The organism is Bradyrhizobium algeriense, from assembly GCF_036924595.1.
In the GTDB taxonomy this organism is placed as follows: Bacteria; Pseudomonadota; Alphaproteobacteria; order Rhizobiales; family Xanthobacteraceae; genus Bradyrhizobium; species Bradyrhizobium algeriense.
Genome location: NZ_JAZHRV010000001.1, coordinates 6012260 through 6039075 on the forward strand (window position 1 = coordinate 6012260; position 26816 = coordinate 6039075).

The 26816-nt window shown below is 62.2% G+C and carries 24 protein-coding genes, 1 tRNA gene, 1 pseudogene and 1 riboswitch; of the genes and pseudogenes, 19 read left to right on the forward strand and 7 right to left on the reverse strand.

The features are described from left to right. Positions 1-15: 15 nt before the first annotated feature. Together V1286_RS29055 and V1286_RS29060 are read left to right on the forward strand one after the other, a co-directional pair. Positions 16-624 (forward strand): TetR/AcrR family transcriptional regulator, encoded by a 609-nt coding sequence (locus tag V1286_RS29055; RefSeq protein WP_108519866.1) that lies wholly within the window; start codon positions 16-18, stop codon positions 622-624. Positions 625-787: 163 nt separating this feature from the next. Beyond that, positions 788-1237 (forward strand): hypothetical protein, encoded by a 450-nt coding sequence (locus tag V1286_RS29060; protein WP_334485440.1) that lies wholly within the window; start codon positions 788-790, stop codon positions 1235-1237. Positions 1238-1400: 163 nt separating this feature from the next. Here the strand turns inward: V1286_RS29060 and V1286_RS29065 are convergent, their stop codons facing one another. The 3 genes from V1286_RS29065 to V1286_RS29075 are packed head-to-tail and all read right to left on the reverse strand — an operon-like array spanning position 1401 to position 4029. Then, positions 1401-1814, reverse strand: coding sequence for a Rieske (2Fe-2S) protein (locus V1286_RS29065; RefSeq protein ID WP_334485442.1), 414 nt, complete (start codon positions 1812-1814; stop codon positions 1401-1403). A 17-nt stretch (positions 1815-1831) separates the two neighbouring features. After that, on the reverse strand, positions 1832-2944 hold the full coding sequence (locus V1286_RS29070) for an amidohydrolase family protein (protein WP_334485444.1): 1113 nt from the start codon (positions 2942-2944) through the stop codon (positions 1832-1834). Positions 2945-2967: 23 nt separating this feature from the next. Next, the gene (locus V1286_RS29075; protein WP_334485446.1) at positions 2968-4029 is read right to left on the reverse strand and encodes an amidohydrolase family protein; all 1062 of its coding nucleotides are present in this window, start codon (positions 4027-4029) and stop codon (positions 2968-2970) included. A 214-nt stretch (positions 4030-4243) separates the two neighbouring features. Between V1286_RS29075 and V1286_RS29080 the strand changes: the two genes are divergently transcribed. The 6 genes from V1286_RS29080 to V1286_RS29105 all read left to right on the forward strand — a co-directional run bounded on the left by V1286_RS29080 (position 4244) and on the right by V1286_RS29105 (position 12710). Further along, positions 4244-4729 (forward strand): hypothetical protein, encoded by a 486-nt coding sequence (locus V1286_RS29080; protein ID WP_334485448.1) that lies wholly within the window; start codon positions 4244-4246, stop codon positions 4727-4729. A 90-nt stretch (positions 4730-4819) separates the two neighbouring features. After that, a complete protein-coding gene (locus V1286_RS29085; protein WP_334485451.1) occupies positions 4820-6532 on the forward strand; it encodes an FAD-dependent oxidoreductase in 1713 nt (570 codons plus the stop codon). A 66-nt stretch (positions 6533-6598) separates the two neighbouring features. Then, a complete protein-coding gene (locus tag V1286_RS29090; RefSeq protein ID WP_334485453.1) occupies positions 6599-7069 on the forward strand; it encodes a hypothetical protein in 471 nt (156 codons plus the stop codon). Between the two features lie 123 nt (positions 7070-7192). Next, entirely contained in the window at positions 7193-8701 is a 1509-nt protein-coding gene (locus V1286_RS29095) for a glucan biosynthesis protein G (RefSeq protein ID WP_334485455.1), read from the forward strand. Further along, the gene (mdoH, locus tag V1286_RS29100; protein WP_334485456.1) at positions 8689-10830 is read left to right on the forward strand and encodes a glucans biosynthesis glucosyltransferase MdoH; all 2142 of its coding nucleotides are present in this window, start codon (positions 8689-8691) and stop codon (positions 10828-10830) included. Before V1286_RS29095 ends, mdoH begins: the two co-directional genes overlap by 13 nt. A gap of 113 nt (positions 10831-10943) precedes the next feature. Next, positions 10944-12710: an adenylate/guanylate cyclase domain-containing protein gene (locus tag V1286_RS29105; RefSeq protein WP_334485458.1), complete on the forward strand. Its 1767-nt coding sequence runs from the start codon at positions 10944-10946 to the stop codon at positions 12708-12710. Positions 12711-12837: 127 nt separating this feature from the next. On the opposite strand, the gene V1286_RS29110 is transcribed toward V1286_RS29105, so the two are convergent. After that, positions 12838-12912, reverse strand: a tRNA-Val gene (locus V1286_RS29110). Between the two features lie 136 nt (positions 12913-13048). Next, the gene (gene cpdR / locus V1286_RS29115) at positions 13049-13408 is read right to left on the reverse strand and encodes a cell cycle two-component system response regulator CpdR (RefSeq protein WP_027539837.1); all 360 of its coding nucleotides are present in this window, start codon (positions 13406-13408) and stop codon (positions 13049-13051) included. Here cpdR and V1286_RS29120 point away from each other — a divergent pair. The 8 genes from V1286_RS29120 to V1286_RS29155 all read left to right on the forward strand — a co-directional run bounded on the left by V1286_RS29120 (position 13407) and on the right by V1286_RS29155 (position 20827). Continuing rightward, positions 13407-13682 carry a hypothetical protein gene (locus V1286_RS29120; protein ID WP_334485460.1) on the forward strand — a complete coding sequence of 92 codons (276 nt, stop codon included), beginning with the start codon at positions 13407-13409 and terminating at the stop codon, positions 13680-13682. The two genes, cpdR and V1286_RS29120, sit on opposite strands and share 2 nt — an antisense overlap. A 48-nt stretch (positions 13683-13730) precedes the next feature. Continuing rightward, complete coding sequence (locus V1286_RS29125; protein ID WP_334485462.1) at positions 13731-14618, forward strand: N-formylglutamate amidohydrolase; 888 nt, start codon at positions 13731-13733, stop codon at positions 14616-14618. Positions 14619-15239: 621 nt separating this feature from the next. Next, a complete protein-coding gene (hisN, locus tag V1286_RS29130; protein WP_334485464.1) occupies positions 15240-16019 on the forward strand; it encodes a histidinol-phosphatase in 780 nt (259 codons plus the stop codon). Positions 16020-16026: 7 nt separating this feature from the next. Continuing rightward, positions 16027-16554 (forward strand): isochorismatase family protein, encoded by a 528-nt coding sequence (locus V1286_RS29135; protein WP_334485466.1) that lies wholly within the window; start codon positions 16027-16029, stop codon positions 16552-16554. Positions 16555-16707: 153 nt separating this feature from the next. Further along, a complete protein-coding gene (locus V1286_RS29140; RefSeq protein ID WP_334485467.1) occupies positions 16708-17676 on the forward strand; it encodes a Bug family tripartite tricarboxylate transporter substrate binding protein in 969 nt (322 codons plus the stop codon). Between the two features lie 333 nt (positions 17677-18009). Then, positions 18010-18288 (forward strand): hypothetical protein, encoded by a 279-nt coding sequence (locus V1286_RS29145; protein WP_334485469.1) that lies wholly within the window; start codon positions 18010-18012, stop codon positions 18286-18288. A 241-nt stretch (positions 18289-18529) separates the two neighbouring features. Then, positions 18530-18624: riboswitch (TPP riboswitch) on the forward strand. Beyond that, positions 18614-19285: an O-methyltransferase gene (locus V1286_RS29150; RefSeq protein WP_247514253.1), complete on the forward strand. Its 672-nt coding sequence runs from the start codon at positions 18614-18616 to the stop codon at positions 19283-19285. It overlaps the preceding riboswitch by 11 nt. A gap of 336 nt (positions 19286-19621) precedes the next feature. Then, entirely contained in the window at positions 19622-20827 is a 1206-nt protein-coding gene (locus V1286_RS29155; protein WP_334485472.1) for a Bcr/CflA family efflux MFS transporter, read from the forward strand. Positions 20828-21150: 323 nt separating this feature from the next. Here the strand turns inward: V1286_RS29155 and V1286_RS29160 are convergent, their stop codons facing one another. Further along, positions 21151-22044 (reverse strand): LysR substrate-binding domain-containing protein, encoded by an 894-nt coding sequence (locus V1286_RS29160; protein ID WP_334485474.1) that lies wholly within the window; start codon positions 22042-22044, stop codon positions 21151-21153. Positions 22045-22372: 328 nt separating this feature from the next. On the opposite strand from V1286_RS29160, the gene V1286_RS29165 reads away from it, so the two are divergent. Next, entirely contained in the window at positions 22373-23125 is a 753-nt protein-coding gene (locus V1286_RS29165; protein WP_334485476.1) for a sulfite exporter TauE/SafE family protein, read from the forward strand. A gap of 197 nt (positions 23126-23322) precedes the next feature. On the opposite strand, the gene V1286_RS29170 is transcribed toward V1286_RS29165, so the two are convergent. Then, entirely contained in the window at positions 23323-23967 is a 645-nt protein-coding gene (locus tag V1286_RS29170) for a LysE family translocator (protein ID WP_334485478.1), read from the reverse strand. A 187-nt stretch (positions 23968-24154) separates the two neighbouring features. Here V1286_RS29170 and V1286_RS29175 point away from each other — a divergent pair, with 187 nt between their 5' ends. Then, positions 24155-25969, forward strand: coding sequence for an adenylate/guanylate cyclase domain-containing protein (locus V1286_RS29175; RefSeq protein WP_334485480.1), 1815 nt, complete (start codon positions 24155-24157; stop codon positions 25967-25969). 154 nt (positions 25970-26123) lie between these two features. Beyond that, positions 26124-26771, forward strand: a pseudogene (locus V1286_RS29180) (di-heme-cytochrome C peroxidase); the annotation flags it as partial. Positions 26772-26816: the final 45 nt, after the last annotated feature.

Consider the following 26816-nt stretch of genomic DNA (forward strand, 5'->3'; position numbering starts at 1 on the left):
AGAAATTGGTAAATAATGTCTAAAGCAATGGAAAGACGAGCAAAATTCCGGGAGGAACTGATCCTGGCGGCGGAGCGAAGCATCTCCGCGGGCGGATTGGCCGGCCTGAAGACGCGGGAGCTGGCGCGGGAAATCGGCGTCGCCAACGGCGCGGTCTATAATCTCGTCGAGGATATGGACGAACTGATCCTGCGGGTGGGATCGCGCACGCTTGGGCGGCTCGACGCCGCGCTGACAGCCGCTGAAAGCGATGGCCCCGCCTCCCCTCGCGAAACGCTGGTGCGCATCGCGGTCGCCTATTGCAATTTCGCCGCGGAAAATCTCGAACTGTGGCGCGCGCTGTTCGAACACCGGATGGCGCCGGGCAAACCTGTTCCGGAATGGGCGATCAGCGAGCAGATGGATCTGTTCCGCCATATCTATCGTCCGCTCGCCGCGCTGTTTCCAAACCGTTCGCCGGCGGAGCTCGGCGTGACGGCGCGCAGTCTTTTCTCCGCCGCGCACGGCATGGTGCTGCTCGGCCTCGAACAGAAGCTGATCGCGGTGCCGGTCGAAGCGTTGCGCGAGGAGATTGCGATCATCGTTGGAGCGATGGTCGATGGGCTGACGGCGATGCATGATTGAGTTTCGACGAAGCTCGCGCGCACCGCGCTTCATGAATCAAAATTTAGCCAGTCTCGCACGGAGTTGAATAGCCGATCGCTCCAAACGAATGGTGATTCCTCGCAATCGTCGCCACCTGACGAAGTGTCCTGGTTGGGAGCAACCTTTCTGACGGAGAATGATCATGTTTCGAAAGCTGGTAATCGCGTTGGGGGCAGTTGCGTTGGTCGGCCTGGCCTCACCGACAATGGCGTTGGCGCGCGGCGGCGGAGGTGGAGGCGGTCATGGCGGCGGCTTTGATGGTGGTGGCGGCTTCCATGGTGGCGGCATGGGTGGCGGCGGCTTCCATGGCGGAGGCTTTGGTGGTGGCGGCTTCCACGGTGGAGGTTTCCACGGCGGCGGTTTCGCCGGTGGTTTCCACAATGGCGGCTTCGGTCGCGGATTCCATGGCGGTTATGGACGCCGCTTCGTGTACGGCTCGGGGCTAGGCTACGGCTTCTACCCGTATGGCTACTACAATGATTACGCCTACGACCCCTACGCCTATTACAATGACGGCGGCTGCTATGTGGTTCAGCGCCGCGTGCACACGAGGCATGGCTGGCGGCGGCAGCCCGTTCAGGTCTGCGGTTGAGGCCGTGTTGGCGGCGTCAAATGATCTCAGTGCAATCTCGCACTGAGATCGCCGCCATCGCGTTTCGGGCGAAGCATGCGACTTGATCCGAAGGTGAATACCGCAAGGAAAAGCGCGTCAGAACATCAGAGCCTGGCTCTGATTCAATCAGAACCGATGTGGCTCAGGTCTCGATGATGACATAGCTGTCCTCGACAAGCACCGGAAACGTCTCGGCGACGTAAGGCCCCTTCTGCAGTGCTTCGCCGTTTTCGATCGCCACCGGATAGGAGCGGACCTTGACGCGCTTCGGATCGAAATAAGATTGTCCGTTGCGCATGTCGAACTCCCAGCCGTGCCACGGGCAGCGCAACAGCTCGCCGACGCGCGAGCGCTGGTAGACGCCGGGCTCCGGCGAGGTCAGCCGCGCGACGCAGGCGGCCTTTTCCAGCGGCGCGCCCTCGTGCGGGCAGCGATTGAGCAGCGCGAAGAACTCGCCGTTGACGTGGAACACGACGATGTCGCGGCCCTCGACGCCAAACACCTTGTTGCCGCCGGGCGGGATGTCGGACGTGCGGGCGACGATGTGACGGGCCATGCTATCCTTGTCGTCGCTCAGAGCTTGTAGAGCGCACGCGCGTTGCCGTTGAAGATTTTCCGGCGCTCGGTCTCGCTCAGCGGCGTCTTGAAGGCAAAGCGCGGATCGTCGAAATCCCAGTGCGGATAATCCGACGAGAACAGCAGGCGATCGGCGCCGACCCATTCGATCAGCGAGCGCAGATGTTTTGCTTCATCGGGTTCGTCGATCGGCTGCGTTGTGAACCAGAAATGCTCTTTCACATACTCGGACGGGCGGCGCTTGAGATGCGGCACCTCGCTGCGGAACGCCTCGAAATGCCGATCCATCCGCCAGGTGGCCGACGGGATCCAGCCAAATCCACCTTCGATGAACACGATCTTGAGATCAGGGAAGCGTTCCGGCACGCCTTCGAGCACGAGGCTGGTGAGTTGCGCCGCCATGGTGTGCGCGTTCGACTGGTGTTCCTCGACATAATAAGACGGCCAGCCGCCGCCGGTCGGCGCATGCCCGCCATAGCCGCCGACGTGAATGCCGAGCGGCAGGCCGAGCTCTTGCGCGCGTGCGTAGATCGGCCAGTAGCGGCGGCGGCCGAGCGGCTCGTTGGCGCGCGGGCAGACATTGATCTGCACATAGCGGCCGATTTTTGCACAGCGCTCGATCTCGGCGATCGCGAACTGCGTATCGTCCTGGCCGGCGAGGATCGAGGCCTTCAGCCGCGGATCGCGGTCGGACCAGAACGCGAGCTGCCAGTCATTGATGGCGCGCTGGATCGCGGCGCCGAATTCCAGGTTCTGCTGCGAGAAGATGAAAAGGTCGAGCACCTGCAAAATGCCGTACTCGACGTCGAGCGGATCGAGATGCTGCTTGCGCATGAAATCGAGATCCGAGCCTGGCGGCCCGCCGGTCGGCGGCCAGGCGTCGCGGCGCGCGATCAGCGGCGAGGAGCGCGGATACGGCGTGGTGCCGATATAGGGCGTGCGCAGATGGCTTCCGTAGGTCCGAAGATGCTGCTGCCAGCGTTTCGGCAGGAACTGATCGAGGTCGCTGTGCGCATGAATGCTCGGATGCACGTCGCAATCGATGATGCGCAGCCGGCTCCTGGCGGCTTCTTCCTCGGCAAGGATAGGGCGGTCGATGACATCACTCATGCGATCCTCCTTGTATTTAGGTCCTATGCGGCGAGCTTCAGCCGCGGAAAGGTTTCAAGCGGATTGTCGGCGCACATGCGCGTAACGATACTGGCCGGCAGATGCGGCGGCATCGGATCGTCGCCGTCGAACTGCCAGTGCGGATAGTCCGACGCGAACAGGAACATCTTGTCCGAGCCGATCTGCTCGATCACGTCGGCTATGCCTGCGGCATCCGGTGGGCCGTCGAACGGCTGCATAGTGACGCGAACATGATCGCGGATGATCGACGCCGGTTCGCGCTCGACCCACGGCACCTCGACGCGCACGCCGCGCCAGGTCTTGTTGGCGCGCCACATGAAGGCCGGCAGCCAGCTCACGCCTGATTCCATCAGCACCACTTTGAGGTCGGGGAATTTGCCGAACACGCCTTCATAGATCAGGCTCATTATCTGGGCCTGAAACGCCTGCGCTTCGGCCAGATAATATTCGTAGCGATAGGACGGCCAGCCGATCGAACTCGGCGCGGTGCGGTAGGCGCTGCCGGCATGGATCGCGACCGGCAGCTTGTGTTTCGCAGCCGCCTGCCACACCGGCCAGTAATGCCGTCGTCCGAGCAGCGTTTCGCCCTGCGCCAGCACCAGCACGGAGACGAAGCGGTTGTCGCCGGCTCTGCGCTCGATTTCCTCCACCGCCAGATCAGGCGCCTGCAAGGGCACCACGATCGAGGCGCTCAGCCGCGGATCTTTTGAAAGCCATTCGGCCGCGATCCAGTCGTTGATCGCCTTGCAGAAGCCGGCGGCCATATAGGAATCGAACACCGCCTGCGCGCCATAGACGACGTTGCAGATCGCGTGGCTCGCACCGAGCTGGTCGAACGCGCCGCGCTGCACCATCGCAAGCTCGCTGCCCGGCTTGCCATTGGCCGGCCGCCAGTCGGCGCGGCCCGAGAACGGCATGTTGGGCGGATAGGAGTTGAGGTCGAGGCCATCGATGGCGCGGCTGACCACCTGCTCTTTCCAGTGGTCGTCGAGATAGGGCAGCAGCGTGGTGCGGGTTCCGTCCACCGCGGGATGAATATCGCAGTCGATCCGCGTGGCCGCCATGGAGCTTCCTCGGGTTTTCGTCTCGGCGATCTTGGCGTCGCGCCCGCAAATGTGCCGCCGATGCGAAGGCGGCGCAAGCGCATAACTTGGGGGGCCGCCCTGCCCGAACTGCACAGCGCATCGAGCCTGCCGTTCGCGAGCGAAATATTCGCCACTGGCGAAGCAAGCCTGCTGTGGTACGGAATGCGAGCGCGCATCACGCAGGGCGATGAAAATGAAATCCGGCAGGCTGGCGGTTGTTGTCGTCTCGCTTCTTACCGCCGGCGCTTCCACCGCCTCCGCCGCACCGGCAACGGCCAGCGGACCGGCAGCTCTGGCGCTGGCCGGCGTCGTGGCGCTGTATTCGCCGCTGCTGACGGCGGATGAACGCGAAGCCGTCAGCGCATTTTTCGTCGGACAGAGCGGCGTGCGTTACGCCAAGAAGATTTCGGTTACCGCGGACAAGATCGTCTGCCGCGTCAGCAATGTCGACATCACCGCGCGCTCCTGCGAACTGACCTTCAAGGGCGCCAAGCAAACCGTAACAGGGCGGCGGGCCAGCGAGATCTTTGCGACCGAAGCCATGGCCGGCGTTCCCGCCGACGGCGCTGCCGGATCGGTGTTCGAAAGCCTCTCGAAGCTCAACTGCACGCTCGACCCGGCCGAGATCAGGCAGAAAGCGGGCGGCGGCGCGACGTGCTCCTTCGAGACGGGGAATTGAAGGGAAGCAGGCACCATCGCCGCGTGATTGACAGGCCGGCCGATCCCAACCCAAATGCCCGACCAAGAATAAGCAAGCAGGACAGATCGCGTGGCAGGCAACGAACAAGAAACTTACGAATGCGACGTGCTGGTGGTCGGCTCGGGCTGCGCCGGAATGTCGGCGGCGGTCACTGCGGGACATCACGGGCTCAATGTTCTGATCGTCGAGAAGGAGCCCCGCTTTGGCGGCACCACCGCGCGCTCCGGCGGCTGGCTCTGGATTCCCGGCACCTCGCTGGCGCGCGGCTGGGGTATCGAGGAAAGCCCGGACCAGGCGCGGACCTATCTGCGGCATGAGGCCGGCAACAGCTTTGACGCCGCGCGCGTCGATGCGTTTCTCTCCACTGGTCCCGAAGCGGTGGATTTTTTTACCAGCAAAACGGCGGTGCGCTTCGACATGCCGCTGACCTTTCCGGATTATCATGCGGAAGCCCCGGGCGGCGCGCAGGGCGGCCGCTCGATGGTGACGCGGCCGTTCGACGGCCGCGAATTGGGCGAGCACGTCAAGACCCTCGGCAGCCCCCTCCCCGAACTCACGGTGTTCGGCATGATGCTGGGATCGGGAAAGGACATCGTCCACTTCATGCGCGCGACCAAATCGCTGACCTCGGCGATCTATGTGGCAAAGCGCCTGTCGAAGCATGCAATGGACGTGCTGCGCCACGGCCGCGGCATGACGCTGACCAACGGCAATGCGCTCGCAGGCCGCCTCGCCAAATCGGCGTTCGACCTGAAAATTCCGCTGTGGCTGTCCTCGCCGGTGCACGAACTGATCGTGGAGGACGGCGCGGTGCGCGGCGCGGTCGTCGAACGCCGTGGCAAGCTGGTCCGTGTCAATGCCAAGCGCGGCGTCGTGCTGGCCTGCGGCGGCTTCCCGCACGACGTCGCAAGGCGCAAGGCGATGTTCCCGCACGCGGGCGATGGCACCGAACATTTCTCGCCGGGTCCTGCCGGCAACACCGGTGACGGCTTGCGATTGGCGGAAGCCGCCGGTGGCCGTATCGAGGACAATTTGCCGAACGCTGCGGCCTGGGTGCCGGTCTCGATCACCGAGCGCAAGGACGGCAGCAAGGGCGTGATGCCGCATTTCATCGACCGCGCCAAGCCCGGTGTCATCGCCGTGATGCGCGACGGCAAGCGCTTTGCCAATGAAGGCAATTCGTACCACGACTTCGTGCAGGCGATGGTGAAGGCGGCGAAGCTGGGCGAAGAGATCACCGCGTTTCTGGTGTGCGATCACCGCGCCTTGCGAAAATATGGCCTTGGATGCGTACCACCGTTTCCGATGCCGCTGCGCCATCATCTCGCGACCGGCTATCTCAAGCGCGGCACCACCCTCGCCGAACTCGCCGACCGCACCGGCATCGACCGGCAAGGGCTCGAGGCGACGATCGCCGAGTTCAATGCCCCAGCCGCGGAAGGCCGCGATCCCGCCTTCGGCAAGGGCTCGCGCGCTTATAACCGCTATCAGGGCGATGCGCTGCACGGCCCGAACCCCTGCGTCGCCCCGATCAAGGACGGGCCATTCTACGCGATCAAAATGGTGATCGGCGATCTCGGCACCTATGCCGGCATCAGGACCGACGAACACGCCCGTGCGCTGGACGAACACGGCCAGCCGATCACAGGCCTCTATGCCGCCGGCAACGACATGGCGAGCATCATGGGCGGCAATTATCCCGGCGCCGGCATCACGCTGGGGCCTGCGCTGACATTTGGATATATCGCAGGCAAGCATATCTGCGACAAAGCTGCGCCCTAGAAATGTCGGGAGCTGGAACGAAGATCGATCGATTCGATTATCTCGAATCGAACCGGAGATCGTTCAATGCGTGCGTCGCGCTTGTCTGCTGCTCTCGCCCTGTTGGTCTTCCTTCCGCCGCTCGCCTTTGCCGGCGACGCGGAATGGCGGCGCTACGAGATCCCGAGCACCGGGACCAGCGTCGACATGCCGGTCTCGATCTTCACCCGGGATGCCGGACAACCGGAAGGCGGAACAGGACGGCGCTTTTTCACCAACGACAATCGCGCGGATCTCACCGTGCAGTCCGTTCCCAATCCCGACAACGATTCACCCGCCACGTTCCTGGCCAAGAAGCGGCCGCCTGCCGGCATCATCTACAAACGGATCACGTCTGATTTCTTTGTCGTGTCCAGCATTCGCAACGACCGGATCTGGTACAACCGCTGCAACCGCGGCAACGGCACCATGGACTGCGTGATGATTAATTATCCCGTTGCGGAAAAACGCCAGTGGGATGGCGTGGTCACCCGGATAAGCCACACATTGCGAAGCTAGCACGGTCCGCATGACCGGATTTTAGGCAACCTGGAAAAACGGCAGTTCTGTTCCGAAGTGAGGAACCGTCGGGGTGTCACTGCGTTGCCGAGGGGTCGTCGTTAGTAACCGCGAGGTTGTTTCGTGAATCGCAGGAATTTCCTCGCTGCTTCCGCGTTGCCGTTGGTAACCGGCGTGGCGCCCGGGCTTCTGTCCGCCGCACATGCCCAGCCGGCGCCGTTCGATCGATCCATCGTCCGGCAAATGGCGCGGGATCTCGCCAGCAAGCCGTACAAGGCGCCGAGCGAGAAGTTGCCCGATAATCTCGCCAACATCGATTACGACCATTATCGCGCAATCCGGTTCTTGCCGGAGCGCGCGCTCTGGCGCGGCGAAAAATTGCCCTTCGAGGCGCAATTCTTCCATCGCGGGTTCTTCTACAAGAACCGGGTCGACATCTTCGAGGTGAAGGACGGCCAGGCGACGAAAATCCCCTACCAGCCCGAGCTGTTTTCGTTCGGCGATCTGGCGCCGCCGGGTCCGGCGGTAGACCTCGGCTTTGCCGGCTTCCGGCTGCATGCGCCGATCAACAAGCCCGACTATTATGACGAGGTCTGTGTGTTTCTCGGCGCGAGCTATTTCCGCGCGGTGGCCAAGGGCCAACTCTACGGACTTTCGGCACGCGGTCTTTCGATCAACACCGGCGAAGCCAAAGGCGAAGAGTTTCCATTCTTCAAGACGTTCTGGATCGAGAAGCCGGCAGCAGGCGCCAATTCCATCGTCGTGCATGCGCTGCTCGACAGCGAGAGCGCCGCCGCGGCCTATCGTTTCACCATCCGGCCCGGCGACACCACGGTGTTCGATGTGGAGATGGCAATCTATCCGCGCGTGGATCTAACTCATGCGGGCCTCGCGCCGATGACCAGCATGTTCTTCTTCGGACCGAACGACCGCAAGGACGTCGAGGACTTCCGCCCCGCAGTTCACGATTCAGATGGCCTTGCCGTCTTCAACGGCCGCGGCGAGGAGCTGTGGCGGCCGCTGCATAATCCGAGGGATTTGCAGGTTTCCTCGTTTTCCGACCTCAACCCGCGCGGCTTCGGCCTGATGCAGCGCCAGAAGGATTTTTCCGCCTTTCAGGACCTGGAATCCAATTTCGAGCGGCGGCCAAGCCTGTGGGCGGAGCCGATCGGCGATTGGGGCGAAGGCGCGGTTAAGCTGCTCGAAATCCCGACCAAGGAAGAAATTCACGACAACATCGCCTCGTTCTGGCTTCCCAAAGCTCCGTTGCCGGCCAAGGGCGAGCACACTTACACCTATCGTTTGCACTGGGGACCGGATACTCCGAAGCCGACGTCATTGGCGCGGTTTTCCCGAACCGGCATCGGCGCGAGAGGCGACAACGCCACGATCTTCGTGCTCGACGTGACCGGCGATAAACTGAAATCCGTCGATCCGAAAAAGCTGCGCGGGGACGTGACGGCCGAGAAGGCCAAGATCCAGAACATCGTCACCCAGCCAAATCCGGCGACCGGCGGTTGGCGGTTGAGCTTCGAGCTGCTGAAGGAAAAGACCCCGGTCGAACTCCGCGCATCGCTCATGCAGGACAATGAGGCGATATCGGAGATCTGGATTTACCGATGGACACCTTAGCGAAAGCCGGTGGAGCGTCCGGGCCCGGCGATATCCCGCTGCACGAATTCCTTCCCCGGGAAGCGCCGATCGATATGGCGGTGCAGCCATTGCGGCGGTTCGAACCACCGCCGGCGCCCGACTTTGCACCGATGTGGATCCGGCGCGGTTTCATCCTGACCGGCACCGCGATCCTGACTGCGGCGGGCTGTTACGAGATGTACCGGGTTCTCCAGGTCGGAGGCGTCACGGTCCTGGAATCGATCATCCTCCTGCTGTTCGTGCTGCTGTTTGCCTGGATTGCCTTTTCCTTCATGTCGGCGCTTGCCGGCTTCTTCGTGCTGCTGGCGAGGAAGAAAAACGAGCTCGGCATCGACCCCGGCATTCCCCTGCCGGCGATCCACGGCCGGACCGCAATGCTCCTGCCGACCTACAATGAGGATCCCTATCGCGTGCTGGCGAGATTGCGCGCGATTTATGAATCGGTCGAGGAAACCGGACACGGCTCGCAGTTCGACTGGTTCGTGCTGAGCGACACCACCGACCCCGCGATCTGGATCGCCGAGGAGAAATGCTTTCTTGGACTTCGACAGAACATCGGCCACGCGGCTCCGATCTTCTATCGCCATCGCCCCGAGAACACCGCGCGCAAGTCAGGCAATATCGAGGACTGGGTGAAGCGGTTCGGCGCCGGCTATGAGAGCATGCTGATCCTCGACGCCGACAGCTTGATGACCGGCGACACCATCGTCAGGCTCGCCGCCGCGATGGAGGCGCATCCCAAGGTCGCGCTGATTCAGACGCTGCCGGTTATCGTCAATGCAAGATCGCTGTTTGCGCGGTGGCAGCAGTTCGCAGGAAGGCTGTACGGCCCGATGCTGGCCGCAGGGATTGCATGGTGGCACGGCTCCGAAGGCAATTACTGGGGACATAACGCGATCATTCGTGTCCGGGCCTTTGCGCAGTATGCGGGGCTGCCCGAACTCGGGGGACGCAAGCCGTTCGGCGGGCATGTTCTGAGCCACGACTTCATTGAGGCCGCGCTGATGCGGCGGGGCGGCTGGGCCATTCACATGGCGCCGACGCTTCGAGGCAGCTACGAGGAATCTCCGCCCACGCTTTCGGATTTTGCCGCACGCGACCGGCGCTGGTGCCAGGGCAATCTGCAGCATCTGGCGCTGTTGCCGACGCGCGGCTTTCACTGGGTATCGCGGCTTCATTTGCTGACCGGAATTGGATCATATCTCACCGCGCCGCTTTGGCTGATCTTTCTGGTGTTTGGAATTCTGGTATCGCTGCAGGCACAGTTCGTCAGGCCCGAATACTTCCCGAAAGGATATTCGCTGTTTCCGACCTGGCCGGCGCAGGACCCGATCCTGGCGGCGTGGGTGTTCGTCGGCACGATGGGCATGCTGATCGCGCCAAAGCTGCTGGCCTTCATTGTGCTGCTTGGGGATAGCGAGGCGCGAAGGAAGTTCGGCGGCAGCCTCCTCGTGTTCGCGGGCATCATCGCCGAGACGGTTCTTTCGGGCCTGGCCGCGCCCATCATGATGATCTTCCAGTCGTCCGCCGTTGCTGAAATCCTGTTCGGGCGCGATGCGGGATGGCAGGTTCAGCGTCGGGACGACGGCGCGGTCTCGCACCGCGACATCGTCAGCACCTATTCGGTGCCGACGTTGATTGGCGTCGTCATGGCCATCAGTGCCTATGCCGTGTCGCTGCCGCTGCTGCTTTGGATGACGCCGGTGATCATTGGCCTGTTGCTGGCTGTTCCGATGGCCATGCTGTCGTCGTCCACCGGTTCAAACCGGACGCCGCGACTGTTCAAAACGCCCGAGCAGACTGCGCCGCCGCGCGTCCTGCAGAGAGCCAATGAACTCGCCAACGCACCGCATTCGCCCCTCGCCTGTCCGCTGCACGAATTGCGCCACGACGCCGGCTTGCGCGAGGCGCATCTGAACAACCTGTCCGCCCCAAAACCCAGAAAGCGCGGCGAGGTCGATGCGAATCTGGCAATCGCACGCGCCAAAATCGAAGATGCGGAGACTTTCGAGGATGCGACGGGTTTTCTCAGTGCGCGGGAAAAGCTCGCGGCACTCAATTCGCCTGCCGTTCTCGCAATGGTGTTCGCCCTGCCGGAAACGGTATAGTTGCCGGACCGAGACTCCTGCTGCTCCAGATTGAGCCGCGGCTCGGCGGCCATCCGATAAGCAACCTTGGCCAGCGCAGCAAATCTGCTAGACTGCTTGCCGGAGAGGCGAAAATGCACGCGCCTGGACCCGAGCGAAGACTCGCTGCGGTCCTTGCCGCCGACATGGTCGGCTACAGCCGGCTGATGGAGGTTGACGAGGCGGGGACGCTTGCCCGCCTGAAAACCCACCGGCTTGAGCTCATCGATCCCTTGATTGCCAAGAACCGCGGCCGCATCATCAAGACCACCGGCGACGGCATGCTGGTGGAATTCCATAGCGTCGTTGATGCGGTGTCGTGCGCGGCCGAAGTGCAGCGGCGGATGGCGCGGCGCAATGCCGACGTGTCGCCGGCGCGGTGGATCCAATTCCGCATCGGCATCAATCTGGGCGATATCATCATCGAGGAGAACGACATCTTCGGCGACGGCGTCAACGTTGCGGCGCGTCTCGAGGTGCTCGCCGAGCCAGGCGGCATCTGCGTCTCCGGCGCCGTGCGCGATCAGGTCGGCGACCGGCTCGACGACATCGCCTTTGAGGATCTCGGCAACCAGAACGTCAAGAACATCACCCGCCCGATCCACGTCTTTCGGGTGCGCTTCGAGCCGGAAGCCGCCGAGACGCCGATGAGCGGCAAGGACGGCGCGGCAGCGACCATCGCGACCAGGAAGCCGTCCATCGCGGTGCTGCCGCTGGTCAACATGAGCGGCGACCCGGAGCAGGAATTCTTTGCCGACGGCCTCACCGAGGACATCATCACCGAGCTGTCGCGCTTCCGCGATCTTCTCGTCATCTCGCGCAACTCGACCTTCGTGCACAAGGGTAAGGCGGTGAAGGTGCAGGAAATTGCCCGCGAGCTCGACGTCGAATACGTGCTCGAGGGAAGCGTGCGCAAGGTCGGCGATCGCGTCCGTGTCACCGTGCAGCTGATCGACGCACAAACCGACCGGCACGTCTGGGCGGAACGCTACGACCGCAAGCTCGAGGACATCTTCGCCATTCAGGACGAAGTGACCGGCGCGATCGTTGCCACCCTCCCCGGCCGCGTCGAGGCTGCCACGCACGAGCGGGCGAAGCGCAAGCGGACCGACAACATGGCGGCCTATGAGTACGTCCTGGCCGCGAAGGTGCTGCACCACCGCTCGCAACGGGAAGCCAACGCCGAGGCACAGGCCCTGCTCGAACGCGCGCTTGCGCTCGATCCGGACTATGCGCACGCCCATGCCTGGAGGGCGTGCGTGCTGGGCCAGACATGGGTCTATGGCTGGTGCGCGGATCGCGACGCCACCTTCCAAGAGGTGGCCGCCGAGTTGCAGCTTGCGCTGGCGCTCGACGATAACGACAGCGACGTTCATCGCATCCTGGCCGCGGTGAATTTGACCCGCGACGATCACGACAGCGCCGCATATCACCAGGAGCGCGCGCTGGCCCTCAATCCCAATTACGACCTTGTGGTGGTACAGCAAGGCGAGTTTCTGACCTGGCTGGGCCGGCCCGAGGAAGGCATCGACTGGATCAGGAAGGCGATGCGCCTCAACCCCTACCACCCCGAGCGTTTTTGGAATCACCTCGGCCGCGCGTTCTACTGCGCCGAGAAATACGCGGAGGCCGCCGAAGCCTTCGCGCGGATCACGCGGCCCGATTTCACGCATCACGCCTTCCTCGCCGCCATCTTCGCGCAGATGGGCAATGGCGTTGCGGCCGCGGCGCATGCGGCCGAGGTCGTGAAGCTCGAACCGGGCTTCTCGGTGACGAGCTATCTCGCCACCCAGCACTACAAGCATGAGGCCGACCGCCGGCGGCATGAGGCCGGTCTGCTCAAGGCGGGATTGCCGGTGTGAGGTTGGCGCGATTTGCGGCACAAGCCCGCCTTCGCCAAGTGGCTTCGGCGCGGCAGCCTTCGCTTGCTTCGCTACGATAGAGTTGGGTTTGGCTTGCCGAGCCGTAGCTTGCGAAGCAAGCGAAGGCTGGTGGGCGCGACAGGGATCGAACCTGTGACCCCTACCATGTCAAGGTAGTGCTCTCCCGCTGAGCTACGCGCCCTGGAAATGGGATGATCGATCATCCCGCTCCAGCTTTAATCGTATTGGGTGGGGTCCGTATATCGGCTCCAAAGCGCCCCCGCAAGGATGCTTGGACGTAATTTCCGGAGTGTTTTCGGACCAAAAAGGAGGCCGAATCAGGCCGCCAGCATCTTGTTCACTTCACTGACCAGCTCGCGGAGGTGAACCGGCTTGGCCAGCACCTTGGCGTTCTTGGGCGCTTCCGAATCGGAATTCAGGGCGACGGCCGCAAAGCCGGTGATGAACATGATCTTGATGTCGGGGTCGAGTTCCGAGGCGCGGCGCGCCAGCTCGATACCGTCCATTTCCGGCATCACGATATCGGTCAGCAGCATCTCGAACGGCTCCTCGCGCAGCCGCTGATAGGCCGACATGCCGTTATCGTGGGGCGAGACCTGAAACCCGGCATTTTCCAGTGCCTTGACCAGGAAGCGGCGCATGTCGTTGTCGTCTTCGGCGAGCAGGATCTTGTGCATGGCGGTCGGTCGTCGCTTCCAGCTTGGAGGATCGTTCCGCCCACTAAGCCCGACAGAGGGTAAATTTCAGTTAAAAGGTAACGGCTTCTTGGCGATGGCGGGCGGCGCTATTTTTGTAGCGGCATGTACCAAGATCGATCAAGGCGGCGCTTTTCGGGCGGTTGCGACACCTTCCACGAGAACGGCGGCTTTTTTCGCTTGGCAGAATGATTACGATTACGGACAATGCATCCTTACAAAACCCCTGCCCCTCCCGGTAGAATCGGTCGCTTGATCGACCGGCCGACGGGAAATGCGGACATTCAAGGGACGGCGCCCGACGATGACCCAGTTTGATGGCGAACTGTCGCCTCCCTTCGAGATCGTGGAGCCGGCCAGCTGGCGGGCGCCGATCATCTTCAACTCGCCCCATTCCGGCTCGGTCTACTCGTCCGAATTCCTCAACGCCTCCCGGATCGACCTCGCCGCGCTGCGCCGCTCCGAGGATTCGTTCATGGACGAATTGATCGGCGGCCTGAGCGAGCAGGGCTTTCCGACGGTGCGGGTCAATTTTCCTCGCTCCTATGTCGACGTGAACCGCGAGCCTTATGAGCTCGATCCGCGGATGTTCACCGGACGCCTGCCGAGCTTCGCCAATACCCGCTCGATGCGAGTGGCCGGCGGCCTCGGCACCATCCCGCGCGTGGTCGGCGACGGGCAGGAAATCTATCGCGAGCGGCTTTCCGTCGACGACGCGCTGGGGCGGATCGAGGCGCTCTACAAGCCGTATCACCGGGCGCTGCGGCGGCTGATCAACAAGGCCCATCAGGCGTTCGGAACCGTGATCCTGGTGGATTGCCATTCGATGCCCTCGGTCGGCGTGTCGCGGGACGAGCCGCGGCGGCCCGACATCGTGATCGGCGACCGCTACGGCACCAGTTGCGCGAGCCTGCTGCCCGATGTCGTCGAGGAAATCATGAGCGGGCTCGGCTATTCGATCGGCCGCAACAAGCCCTATGCCGGCGGGTTCATCACCGAGCATTACGGCAACCCGGCGAGCGGACTGCACACCGTGCAGCTCGAACTCAACCGCGCGATCTATATGGACGAGCGGCGTCGGGAACGCAGCCCGCGCTTTGCGCAAGTGGCCACCGATTTCGCCGCGCTCGCCGACGCGCTGGCCCAGGTGCCGCTCGGGGATCTCGGCCCGTTCCAGGCGGCGGCGGAGTAGAGGCCAGACCGATCAGCCGCAACGTCTTCGCCAACGCGTTCACGTGCGTCCTGGACGGAGGACCGCAAGGCCGAATGAAAAATCTTGAAATCAACCCCATGCAAAGAAGGGTTCGCCCAGCTTGAGGCGCCCTCGTCGGAGACCGAAGGTGCTCAGCGGGGGCAAAAGAAAAAAGGGCCGCTTGAATGAACAAGCGGCCCAAGTCTAGGGAGGAAACGCCCAAGGAGGGCAGCGATAGGGCGAGGCCCTACCGCACCGCAACAATATGCGGCCGCGCTGCACAAAACGCAAGGGTTTTTGGCTCGGTTCCGGTCCAAAGTGGAACAGACTGGCGGATCGGCAACACTTCCGATGTACGGCTATTATATAAGTAAAATCAATATCTTAGATAGATTTCTGGTTGAGCCACGGCCTCCGTGCAGTGCTGGTATGCCAAAACTCGCAACTTCGTGATGGCACGGCTAACCAAAAATCCACGCTTAAACGAAGCCTTTTCGAAAGCCGATTCGAAAGCCAGTTCGCAATACGAATGGGAATAACGCGCCGTTGGCGGTGCGCGGCAGCCCGGATTGGGCTAGGCAAGAGGCGGTATTCTTTCTCGATTGGCGGTAAGGGATAGTCGTGACGGTCATCGATTTCACAGCCTTCATAGGCCGCCTCGCGACTGCGTCCGGCGAAACCATCCTGCCGTTCTTCCGGACCTCACTCTCCATCGACAACAAGAGCGCGAGCGATTTCGATCCGGTCACCGAGGCCGACCGCGCCGCCGAAGCTGTCATGCGCCGCCTGATCAAGGCCAACTTTCCCCAGCACGGCATCGTCGGCGAGGAATTCGGCAACGAGCGCCAGGACGCCGAATATGTCTGGGTGCTCGATCCCATCGACGGCACCAAATCCTTCATCGCGGGATTTCCGATCTGGGGCACGCTGATCGCGCTGCTGCACAAGGGCACGCCGGTGTTCGGCATGATGCACCAGCCCTATATCGGCGAGCGCTTTTCAGGCGATTCTGGCTCGGCGCATTATTCCGGGCCGTCCGGTGAGCGGCGGCTCACCGTGCGGCGCTGCGCGACGCTGAAGAAAGCGACCTCTTTTACCACCAGTCCCCTGCTGATGAACGCCGCGGACCGCGAAGCTTTCGGCCGGGTCGAGGCAGCGGTGCGGCTGACGCGCTATGGCGGTGACTGCTATTCCTACTGCATGCTGGCGGCCGGCCATCTCGACCTCGTGGTCGAGACCGAACTCAAGCCTTACGACATCGCCGCATTGATCCCGATCGTCACCGGCGCCGGCGGCGTCGTCACCAACTGGGAGGGCAAGCCCGCCCAGAGCGGCGGCCGCATCATCGCTGCCGGCGACGCCCGCGTGCACGAGGCGGCACTGAAGCTCTTGAACAGCTAGGGCCTCGATGGACGCGATGTTGGTCGTCCATATGCAGGTCGGGCTCCTCGGCGGCATGCCCAAACATGATTTGCACGGCGTCGTGGATCGCATCAACCGGCTGGCCGCCAGGGTCCGTGCCCAAACCGGCAAGGTAATTTTGATCCAGCATTGCGGCGGCACGGGAGACGCCTTTGAGCCGCTAACGCCGGGATGGCAGTTTCTTCCCGAAGTTGTCCGGGAAGCTGCCGACATTATCGTCCCGACTACTCTGAACGATCCTTTTGCCGGCACGGACCTGCAGGCGCGTTTGAAGGAGCTCCAGCCCGACCGGGTCCTGATCACCGGATGGGCAACTGATTTCTGCGTTGATTCCACGGTTCGTTCGACGGTTGCACATCATTACGATGTTGTGGCGGTAGCCGACGGCCACACCCTGAGCGACCGTCCTCACCTCGATGCCCTCAGCATCATTCGCCATCACAATTGGGTCTGGAGCAACCTGATCACCCGGCGTTCCATCAAGGTCGCTGCGACAGATGAATTGCTGCCTTGATCCACGCGTGGCGGGACGGGGTGCAACCGGCTGAATCGGCCGCAACCTCTGGCACCGACGCGCAACAAGCGGCATACTCGCCCCATCACGGACGAACGCGCGGCGCTTCTTGCGAGCCCCGCGCCAAAACAGATCCGGATCAGGGGGGCTTGCATGAAAACGGCACGCACGCTGTTGGCCGCATTAGCGCTGTCGCTGGTACCGGTAGCGGCAACCGCACAAGATTTCCCAAGCAAACCGATCAAGCTGATCGTGCCGTTCCCACCCGGCGGCCCCAACGACATCATCGCGCGCCTGGTCGGTCAGCGCATGTCGGAAATCACGAAGCAGCCGGTTGTAATCGACAATCGCGGCGGCCAGGCCGGCGTGCTCGGCACCGATGCGGTCGCGAAGGCAGCCCCCGACGGCTACACGATCGGGATCGTGAGCGCGAGCGCGCTGGTCATCAACCCGACAATGGAAAAGGTGCCTTACGACGTGACGAAGGACTTTACGCCCGTCACGCTGGTAACGACGGTGCCGGAAATGCTTGTCGTCGCCAGCAACGTTCCCGCCAGCGACATGAAGGAGCTGGTCGCGCTCGCCAAGGCGCAGCCGGGGAAACTCAATTTCGCATCTGCCGGCGTCGGCGGTATGCCGCATCTTGCCGGTGAATTGCTCAAGCAGACGGCCAGGATCGACATCGTGCACGTGCCCTATCGCGGCGCTGCGCCCGCCATCAACGATCTGCTCGGCCAGCAGGTGCAGATGGCGTTCCTCGATTTGCCGGTGCTGCTGCCGCATATCAAGGCCGGCACCCTGCGCCCGATTGCCCTCGGCGCTCCGAAACGCGCGCCCACCTCGCCTGACGTGCCGACCACCGCGGAGGTCGGCATGCCGGACCTCCTGATCGAAAACTGGTACGGCATGGTCGCACCGGGCGGAACGCCCGAGCCGATCGTCGCCATCCTGAACCGCCTCGCCAACGAGGCGATGAACGACCCGCAGGTGAAGCAGAAGCTCGCCGATCAGGGCCTGACGGTCGCCGGCGACACGCCGGGGCATTTTCGCAACTACATCGGAGCGGAGACCCAGAAGTGGGCGCGCGTCATCAAGGCCGCCGGCCTTGCCACGGGCAAGTAACGTCCGGCTTCCCTGTCAGGCATCAGCCAGGCGTCCGCGCAATTCCCCTGCTGTGCCCTAAGAGCAGAAACGAGTCGGTTTAAGGCAATAACGAGTCCACCAGAACGTTGCGGCGCCGGCGTCACCCGCCCGCTCGCCGCGAAAGTCCGGTCCCGCCCAGGAAGCCGACGTAGAACGCAAGTCGCGTTTTCACCCAAAGCAGTCGTCAACTGGCAATGTCAATTGGTATTCGACTTATGCGCCCAGAGTCAGGATAGCAGCGATGACAAAGGCTCGCGCGGTTTTCGTATGAGTTTGAACCATCTGCCTCGTGTTAACGACCAAGAGCCAATCATGTTCGACGATCTGATGACCCTCTTGGTTATTCTGTCTTTCGGCTTTCCCGCCATCCCATGGTTTTTTGGTGCGCGATGGGGGTTGAGAGGAGTTTGGCTCAGTACGGGATTTGCCGTCGTCATCCTACTATGTCTTTTTCCAATATTGTTTTGGGTTGCATGCGGTGCCTGTGGGCAGGGTGCGATAGCCATCTTTGTGCTGGGGCCGATCTGGATTGCTTCGGCATTGCTTACGGTCACTTCGGCGGCGTTCACTTACTACAAATACACGCGCTAATTTCCGCAAGGGCCCGAAGGCGCGGGGGTAACGATACCGCCCGCGCTGGGCGTCGCAGACGAAGTGATTGAGTAAGGCATCAGCGATGTCGGCTCTTGGCACGGAACGGACTAACTGGGCCGGTCTGTTGATGTCCGCTGAGGTAGATCGGAAGTGGACGGCGGAGGGTCAAACGAGAGCTATTGACCCAAAACAGACATTTGATTGCGGTGCTTGACGGCGGCCCGTCGGGCTGAAACGCTTCGTGCGTCCGGGGTGCCTGCTGTGCGGGCTGAGATCATACCCGTTGAACCTGTGTGGGTAATGCCAACGAAGGGAGCAAGCGATGTCCGTTGTCGGCGATCAATATTTGCAGGATCTTCTTGATGTTCTTCATGCTAAGAGCGACGAGCAAGCTGCGTTGATCCGGGCATTCGAGGACCCGGACACCAATGAACATGCACCAAGCGTAGTAGAAATTAGAGCCTTTCGGAGCGATAAGCTTGTCGCGCTTGATCGCGATAAGGCAGAGTTTTGTTACCAGCTATGCCGCGCCAAAAAAGCCTCCACGATCATCGAGGTTGGTACATCGTATGGTGTGTCGACAATCTATCTTGCCGCAGCGGTGCGCGACAATGTTAGTCTATTCGGCGGGGAAGGAGTGGTGATCGGAACCGAGTATGAACCGAACAAAGCGGCCGCGGCACGGGCAAACTTTGCGCAGGCAGGCTTGGGGCGATTTATCAATCTCCGCGAAGGCGATCTTCGCGAGACCCTAAAGCAGATCGACAGGCCAATCGACTTCGTCCTCATGGACGTTTGGATCGCCATGGCACGCCCCGCAATAGAATTGATCGCGCCGCATCTTTCAGACGGTGCGGTTGTGGTATGCGACAACACAAAAGATCATCGAGCGTCCTATGCAGATTATTTCGCGTTTCTTAATGATCCGGTCAACGGCTTCACCACAATGACATTGCCCTTCCAAGGCGGCTTGGAATTGTCGGTTCGGTGCTAAGCACGACGCCCCCTTCCTGAATGCCCGCTGTTGGCCTGCCTCCACCGTTAGTGAGGCGGCAGAGCATCGCATCTCTGTCCGGGGGCCGACATCATCGACCAAACGCACACCCGTTAGGCGCTGCCTCGCCGATCGTTGACACTCACAGAGCGAGTTTCTACACTGGGCGCAGATCATTGGAGATATTCGAGATGACGATCGCAACCGTCGTAGTAGGGCGCTGGCGCATGGACCGGTAACGGCACCAATGCCGGTACCCTGTGCGCCCCCGACAAGTTCGGGGGCTTTTTTTTGAGCAAATTTCTGGCCGGCCTGTCAGATTGAGAAGAGGATACCATGCCTGGAAAAGCCGCAGACCCGCCGGCCCTGATGACCTTGATCGTGCTGAGCGGCCTGTCGGTGGTATCTCTCAACATGTTCCTGCCCTCATTGGCAAACATCGCCAGTGAGTTTCAGGCGGACTATGCGCTCGTCAATCTGTGTATCGCCGGATATGCGGCCGTGAGCTGCGTGCTGCAGCTCGTGATGGGGCCGTTGTCGGATCGCGTGGGCAGGCGGCCTGTGATCCTTGCCGCCTTGCTGCTTTTCCTTGTCGCATCGCTGGGCTGCCTGTTGGCGTCCAACGTCCGGGCGTTTCTCACCTTCCGCCTGATGCAGGCGGTTATCGCCCCCGCCTACGCCGTTTCTGTTGCCATTATTCGGGATGTCTCCGCCGGCAGCAAAGCAGCGAGCTCCATCGGCTACGTGGCCATGACCTCGGCCATCGCTCCCATGCTGGCCCCGATGCTTGGTGGCGCGCTCGATGATCTGTACGGATGGAGGGCCAGTTTCTGGGCTTTTCTCGTCATGGGCGGCGCGACTCTCGCGCTGTGCTGGGTCGATCTGCGGGAGACCAACAAAACGCCCGCAGCTACGTTTACTCGGCAAGTTCGATCGTACGGGACGCTCGTGGGATCAGAGCGCTTTTGGGGTTACGCGCTGTGCATGACGTTTTCCAGGGGGGCGTTCTTCGTCTTCATTGGTGGAGCGTCGCTTGTCGCTGTCTCCACGTTCCGGATTTCCGCCGCACAGCTTGGTTTCTATATGGGAACCATCACAGCCGGTTTTGTTCTCGGTAGTTTTCTGTGCGGCCGCTTCTCCGAACACTATGGGCTCACGACCATGATGCTGACGGGCGGATTGGTCGCATGTGCGGGCTTGATTCTGGGAATCCTGCTTTGCCTTTATGGCGTGGTGAGTTTGCCGATCTATTTCGGCGCCTGTGGTTGCGTTGGTCTCGGCAACGGGTTGGCGATCCCGAGCAGCAATGCGGGTGTCGTCTCGGTTCGGCCGGAAATGGCAGGCAGCGCATCGGGACTGTCAGCTGCGTTGACGGTCGGCGGCGGGGCATTCCTGTCCGCGATCACGGGCATGGTTCTGACCCAAGCGAATGCCGCCCCAACCCTGTTGGCAATGATGCTGCTGTCCTCGGGAATGGGCTTGCTGGCAACGCTGTACGTCATGCGGCTCGACGCGCAAGAGAAACCGCTCGAGCGAGAGTGAGAAGTCGATGCTTGAAAGAATTTTTCCTGTTGGCACGAATGCAAAGTGGCGCGGCCTCCCTGATACTTCCGCTATTGGCCCTTCAGTGACCTGCGAGTCCCTTCCAATGTCCGGAATGCGGCAAAACCGACCGCACTGACGGGACTCAGAATTCGACGACGTCGGACGCCGGGGACTCGTAATCTACTTAAACTAGACTCCAAATCCGTTTGTCAGGCCGACTTGAAAGTATTGGCCTTCATGCTCCGCCAGACTCGTAGTTCGCTTTAAAGCACACCTGCGGCGTCCCCGGACCTTCAGCATTTTCGCTCTCCCTCACATGTTCAGCGTGGCGCGGATTTGCGGAGGTGCTCCGCCAGTTGCTGCGCAGGCCTCGGCAGCGACTTGAAACTGCGGGCGCAGATCACAAGCCGCCGGTTGGCCCAGGAATCCCTGATCCTGATGACATTGATCTTCATTGATCGCGCGCATCGTTTTGCCGCCACTTCAGGCATCACGCCAATCCCGATGCCGGCGGCGACCATCTGGCCGATCGCATCAAAACTGTTCAGCCGTGCACGAAAGCGAAGGCGCGCGCCGAGACGAGCCGCATGTCCACTGATATGGGTGTGCAGCGCAATCGAGCTGATCAGGCCGACGAATTCGCGCTCCACTACTTCGCTGAAATCGACCTGCCGCCGGTTCGCAAGTTCATCGCTCCGCGCGGCGACCAGCACCAGGCGATCTTCGCTGAACGGGCTCCGTTCGATATTGTCTGCAAGCGCGTGCTCGGCGGCGAGCCCGAGATCGGCAGCGCCAGTTACGATCGCTCGGGCGATTTCGGCGCTTTCGCGCTCCTCGACGTCGATCGAAATGTTAGGATGTGCGGCCAGGAAGGCAGCCAGTGCCTTCGGCAGATATTCCGAAAGCCCCGACGTGTTGGCGAGGAAGCGGACGGTGGCCTTCGCGCCACGGGCAAAGGCCAAGAGATCGCCGCGCATCGCCTCCACATTATGGAGCACGATCCTGGCATGATCGAGCAGGCTTTCACCGGCCGGCGTCAGATCGACGCCGCGACGGCCGCGCGTCAGCAGCGCAACGCCCAGCGCCTCCTCCAGTCCCTTGATCCGCTCGCTCGCCGACGCCAGCGCGAGATGAACCCGCCCCGCGCCATTGGTGATGCTGCGCGTCTCGGCCACCGCGACGAAGAGCTGAAGATCGACCAGATCGAAACGCATCGGGATTCCCTACGACTTCGCGCGCGCGTAAGCCGTCATTGCCTGCGACAAACGCGAAGCGTTTGCGCAAGGGAGCGAACGGGTCGCGCGAATGCGCGCCCAGCGACGAGCGCAATGCGCTCGCACTGTGATGACAGGCTCCGCGACGACTTGTCCGCCGTAGCTCAACGAGCGAAGGCGGAAGCAATCCATTCCTTCTTTGTGCTTTGACATGGATTGCTTCGCTTCGCTCGCAATGACGAGGAGACAGATAGCCTTCGCCTTCTCCGAAGGCTATCTCCGGAACCTCCAGATTGTGCCCGATGCGTCGATCGGTCAAGGTCGCCCCATGTTCGATTCCCTGCTTCTCCTCGTCACCGCCACCTTCCTGCTCGCGGGCTTCGTGAAGGGCGCACTCGGGCTCGGCCTGCCGACGGTGTCGATGGGCCTGCTTGCAGTGTCGATGCCGCCGGCCCAGGCAATCGCCATCGTCATCGTGCCGGCGATCGTCACCAACATCTGGCAAACCTTCGGCGGTCCGTACTTGCGCGATATTTTCCGGCGGCTATGGCCGTTGCTGGCCGGAACGGCCGCCGGCGTCTGGCTGAACGCGGGGTCGCTGACCGGGCCCTATGCGCGCTACACCACAATCGCGCTCGGCCTGTTGCTGGCGATCAATGCCATCATCGGCCTCTGCAAATTCAATTTCACCATTGCCCGCCGAAACGAAAAATGGGCCGGCGGCATCGTCGGGCTGATCACCGGCATGATTTCGGCGGCAACCGGCGTGCAGGTCATTCCGTCGGTGCCGTTCCTGCAGGCGATTGGCATGGAGAAGGAAGAGCTGATCCAGGCATTGGGCGTGTTCTTCACGGTCGCGACCTTGGCGCTTGGCCTCAACCTCACCGGCGCCGGTCTGCTGACGGCTGCAACCGCACTGCCGGGCGCGGTCGCCATGGCAGCGTCCTTTGCCGGCATGTTCATCGGGCAGGCGGTGCGGACGCGGCTGCAGCCGGATATCTTTCGGCGCTGGTTCCAGATCGGCATGATTGTTCTCGGCCTCTACCTCGCCACCAATGCGCTTGCGAAACTGATGTCGTAACTTCCCCGCGAAGCCGCACTGGAAGGCCCGCGAATTCCTTGTAGAGGAATACCTCCAGACAGGCGGACAGCCGAACCAAGAGCCCGTCCGGATGGAATCGGAACAGGGCTCTAGATTTTTGATTTGACGCGTTTTCTTGACGCGAACCGGTCTCCACCCCGGATCAAGTCCGGGGCAGGCTTTCGCTGGAAAACGCTTTAGCGCGCCTCCAGCATCGCAACGCGGATGCCGAGATAGACGAACAGCCCGCCGAGCATGCGGTTGATCCAGGCCATCACATTGGCCGATCGCCTGATTCGGCCGGCCGCCCTCGCCGCAAAGGCTGCGATCCCGAGGCACCACAGCGTGCCGGTGGAGATGAAGATCATGCCCAGGGCCAGGAAGGCCAGCGTCTTATGGCTGGAGTCCGCGGCCACGAATTGCGGCAGGAAGGCCAGGAAGAACAGCGCCACTTTCGGATTGAGCACGTTGGTCAGCGCACCCTGCCAGAACACGCGGGAAAGTGACGTTTCGGTGACGGCCGCCGCCTCGGCAATCGGCTGCGGCCGCGACAGCAGCATCTGGATGCCCGTCAACAGGAGATAGGCCGCGCCGACCAGTTTCAGGACCGCGAAGGCCGTCGATGACGCCATCAACAGCGCCGACAGGCCGATGGCGGCGCCGAAGACATGGACCAGACAGCCGCAGCAGATGCCGATCACCGCCGCCACCCCGCCGCGCCATCCGAACTGGATGCTGCGGCCGAGAATATAGGCCGTGTCCGGCCCCGGGGTAACGTTGAGCAGCAGACCGGAGAGGATAAACAGCCAAAGTTCGTGAATGCCGAGCGTCTCTGTCATCATTCGACCGGTTCCCCTGGCGTCCTGAGCCTTAATTATGCACATCCTGACCCCTGAGGGATTGCAGTACTATCATGAGCAAATCGGGCTTCCACCAGATTGCGCATATTTTATAAACATTGGAATCGTTTGAGCGACCGCGTAGTGGTTATCCAGCGCATTCCGGCGCCGTTAGGGATATACTGGGGACATGGAGAGACGCCTGGCAGCCATCGTCTGCGCTGACGTCGCCGGCTATTCCCGCATGATGGGGGCCGACGAGGCGGGGACGCACGCCACGTTCAAGGCGCACAGGTCCGCGATCTATCCGATCATTCTCAATCACGGCGGCCGCCTGGTGAAGAACACCGGCGACGGCTTCCTCCTGGAATTTCCCTCTATCGTCGGCGCCATCGAGGCGGCAGTCGCGATGCAGATGGTGATGGCGGAGCGCAACGAGCACCTCCCCGCCGACCGCCTCATGCAGTTCCGCATGGGCATCCACATGGGCGACGTGATGGCCGACGAGGACGAGGTGTTCGGCGACGACGTCAACATCGCCGTCCGCCTCGAATCGGTTGCCGCTCCCGGCGGCGTGGCGGTTTCGGGCAAGGCTTGTCATGAAGCAGGCAAACGCCTCAGCGTCGCGCTGGCCGATGCCGGCCCTCACCGGTTCAAGAACATCGACGAGCCGATCCAGGTCTGGACCTGGCAACCCGAAGGCGCCGACGCCAGCGGCCCGGCGCACAAAGCCTCGACCGAAACATCGGTCACCAATCTTCCGGCCCAGTATCGGACGGCGATCGTGGGCGTGCTGCCGTTCGCGAATCTGAGCGAGAGCGCCGACGAGTATTTTTCCGACGGACTGACCGAGGACCTGATCCACGCGCTTTCGCTGCAATCGTTCTACCGGGTGCTGAGCCGCAACTCGACGTTCTCGTTCAAGGGCAAGAGCGTGAGCACGCGCCTGATCGCGCGCGAGATCGATGCGAGCTATCTGATCCAGGGCTCCGTACGCCGCGCCGCCAACAAGATTCGCGTCACCGCCGAGCTGATCGCACCCGAAACCGGCGAGCAATTATGGACCGGCCGGTTCGACCGGGACATCGGCGACCTGTTCGCGATGCAGGACGAACTCACCACCAGCCTGTCGGCGGCGATTGCGGCCGAGATCTACCGCGCTGAAGCCTCCGCCCCGCCGCGCTCGAACTCGAACGACCTCACCGCCTGGGATCGCTTCCTTAAGGGACTGTCCTACTATTATCTGCAGACGCAGGCCGATCTCGAAACCTCGATCAGCTTGTTCAAGGAAGCCATCGCGCTCGATCCGACGTTGTCGATCGCCCGTGCCTATCTCGCCACGATCCAGATCCAGGGCATCCAGTTCGGATGGATCCGGAGCACGCGCGAAATGTTTGATTACGCAATGAGTCTGGCGGAAAGCAGTGTCCGGCTCGATCCCCGTTCGTCCTTTGCGTTCCAGACTCTCGCCTATCTGAACGCGGCGGAAGGGCACCACGAGACGGCGATGGATGCCGCCAAGCGGGCGGTCGGGCTCAATCCATACGATATGGGCGCCCGCGGCGTGCTTGGGATTTGTCATCTCGTGTCCGGGCAACACCGGCCCGCAATCGAACTGTTTACGATGGCGGCGCAGAGCGGCAACAACGATCCCCGGTATCAATGGGCAGCCGTGAACGCGTTCAGCCACTACCTGCTCGGACAATATGACGCGTCGCTGTCCTGGGCTCGCGAGCAGCTCTATACCAATCCCAATATGCTTCAGGCACTCGCGATCCGCGCGGCAGCGCTCGCCCAATTGGGACGAACTTCGGAGGCGGCAACGGCGGCCGAGGCTCTGCTCAACAACTATCCCAGCCTTACTGTCGAACGGCATTTGCGGAACTTCCACTGGAAGATGCCTGAGGACATCGCCCACTACCGGGACGGCCTTGTGAAGGCCGGCATCCCCTTCAGTAGATTGACGCTCGTCGAATCCTCCCCAAAGCTCGCCGCAGATTCCTGAGTGCGAGTGAGGCTGTCGGTTGACACCGCGTCGGATTCCGCCAAAACTTCCCTACACGCTGAAGTAGTTCGCTACTGAATTGCCTTTTCAGACCGTCGCTCCTGATCGGAGCGGGATGCTTTTTTCATATTCGATGCCTTTGAGGATTTAACCCATGCCTGACCACAGCATCGGCACCGCCCCGGGCGGGCAGATCCCCGTTTCACCCAACAATCCCTGCCCGTTTTTGCGCGCGCTGGTCGCCAATGGCTACGTCGGCGGCCACGACGTGCCGCTTGCGCAGCTCACCGAATTAATCGGCCTCGCGAGCGGCGAAACCGGCTCGGCCCAAAAAAATGTGCGGATGAAAACCTGGATGGTCGCCGTCATTGCGAACGGTCTCGGGCCGCTGCGCGTGTTGAAGAGCGCAACCACCGGCGCGGTTCTCGACGAACTGCGCGATGGACCGCTGGACAAGCATGGCGGCGGCTCGCGCATTCTCGACGTCGATGCGAAGGTCCATGAAGACGAAATCGCCCGGCTCGCCGGCTTCGGCAAGGACCGCAAGGATCCTGCCGGCGGCATCGAGCGCGGCCTGACGGCGAAAGAGATCGACACCTTCATGAAGGCCAATATCAAGCGCGACGGCGATGCGGCGCACTGGTACTACCCCATGCTCATGAAGGGCGAATGGCCTGTGCTGCTGAAGATCCTCGGCAAGGGCGAAGGCGAGGAGCGTTACCTCAGCGTCGGCGAAGTCAGGACCCTGTTCGTCGAGAAGCGGCTGCCCGAGCGGATCACGGCACGGTTGCCGAAGCCTTCGGCTGGAAGATAACTGCCGAAGGCTGGTGCGTCCGACCACGCATTC

What these genes read in the sequence shown, in the direction of transcription:
- V1286_RS29075 (WP_334485446.1), bottom strand. Translation starts at nt 4,029, where the DNA reads ATGGCGGCCACGCGGATCGACTGCGATATTCATCCCGCGGTGGACGGA.
- V1286_RS29145 (WP_334485469.1), top strand. Translation starts at nt 18,010, where the DNA reads ATGTTCGACGATCTGATGACCCTCTTGGTTATTCTGTCTTTCGGCTTT.
- V1286_RS29135 (WP_334485466.1), top strand. Translation starts at nt 16,027, where the DNA reads ATGGACGCGATGTTGGTCGTCCATATGCAGGTCGGGCTCCTCGGCGGC.
- V1286_RS29060 (WP_334485440.1), top strand. Translation starts at nt 788, where the DNA reads ATGTTTCGAAAGCTGGTAATCGCGTTGGGGGCAGTTGCGTTGGTCGGC.
- V1286_RS29125 (WP_334485462.1), top strand. Translation starts at nt 13,731, where the DNA reads ATGACCCAGTTTGATGGCGAACTGTCGCCTCCCTTCGAGATCGTGGAG.
- V1286_RS29065 (WP_334485442.1), bottom strand. Translation starts at nt 1,814, where the DNA reads ATGGCCCGTCACATCGTCGCCCGCACGTCCGACATCCCGCCCGGCGGC.
- V1286_RS29070 (WP_334485444.1), bottom strand. Translation starts at nt 2,944, where the DNA reads ATGAGTGATGTCATCGACCGCCCTATCCTTGCCGAGGAAGAAGCCGCC.
- V1286_RS29055 (WP_108519866.1), top strand. Translation starts at nt 16, where the DNA reads ATGTCTAAAGCAATGGAAAGACGAGCAAAATTCCGGGAGGAACTGATC.
- V1286_RS29160 (WP_334485474.1), bottom strand. Translation starts at nt 22,044, where the DNA reads ATGCGTTTCGATCTGGTCGATCTTCAGCTCTTCGTCGCGGTGGCCGAG.
- mdoH (WP_334485456.1), top strand. Translation starts at nt 8,689, where the DNA reads ATGGACACCTTAGCGAAAGCCGGTGGAGCGTCCGGGCCCGGCGATATC.
- V1286_RS29090 (WP_334485453.1), top strand. Translation starts at nt 6,599, where the DNA reads ATGCGTGCGTCGCGCTTGTCTGCTGCTCTCGCCCTGTTGGTCTTCCTT.
- V1286_RS29140 (WP_334485467.1), top strand. Translation starts at nt 16,708, where the DNA reads ATGAAAACGGCACGCACGCTGTTGGCCGCATTAGCGCTGTCGCTGGTA.
- V1286_RS29150 (WP_247514253.1), top strand. Translation starts at nt 18,614, where the DNA reads ATGTCCGTTGTCGGCGATCAATATTTGCAGGATCTTCTTGATGTTCTT.
- V1286_RS29175 (WP_334485480.1), top strand. Translation starts at nt 24,155, where the DNA reads ATGGAGAGACGCCTGGCAGCCATCGTCTGCGCTGACGTCGCCGGCTAT.
- V1286_RS29170 (WP_334485478.1), bottom strand. Translation starts at nt 23,967, where the DNA reads ATGATGACAGAGACGCTCGGCATTCACGAACTTTGGCTGTTTATCCTC.
- V1286_RS29155 (WP_334485472.1), top strand. Translation starts at nt 19,622, where the DNA reads ATGCCTGGAAAAGCCGCAGACCCGCCGGCCCTGATGACCTTGATCGTG.
- cpdR (WP_027539837.1), bottom strand. Translation starts at nt 13,408, where the DNA reads ATGCACAAGATCCTGCTCGCCGAAGACGACAACGACATGCGCCGCTTC.
- V1286_RS29080 (WP_334485448.1), top strand. Translation starts at nt 4,244, where the DNA reads ATGAAATCCGGCAGGCTGGCGGTTGTTGTCGTCTCGCTTCTTACCGCC.
- V1286_RS29165 (WP_334485476.1), top strand. Translation starts at nt 22,373, where the DNA reads ATGTTCGATTCCCTGCTTCTCCTCGTCACCGCCACCTTCCTGCTCGCG.
- V1286_RS29105 (WP_334485458.1), top strand. Translation starts at nt 10,944, where the DNA reads ATGCACGCGCCTGGACCCGAGCGAAGACTCGCTGCGGTCCTTGCCGCC.
- V1286_RS29120 (WP_334485460.1), top strand. Translation starts at nt 13,407, where the DNA reads ATGGCGGTCGGTCGTCGCTTCCAGCTTGGAGGATCGTTCCGCCCACTA.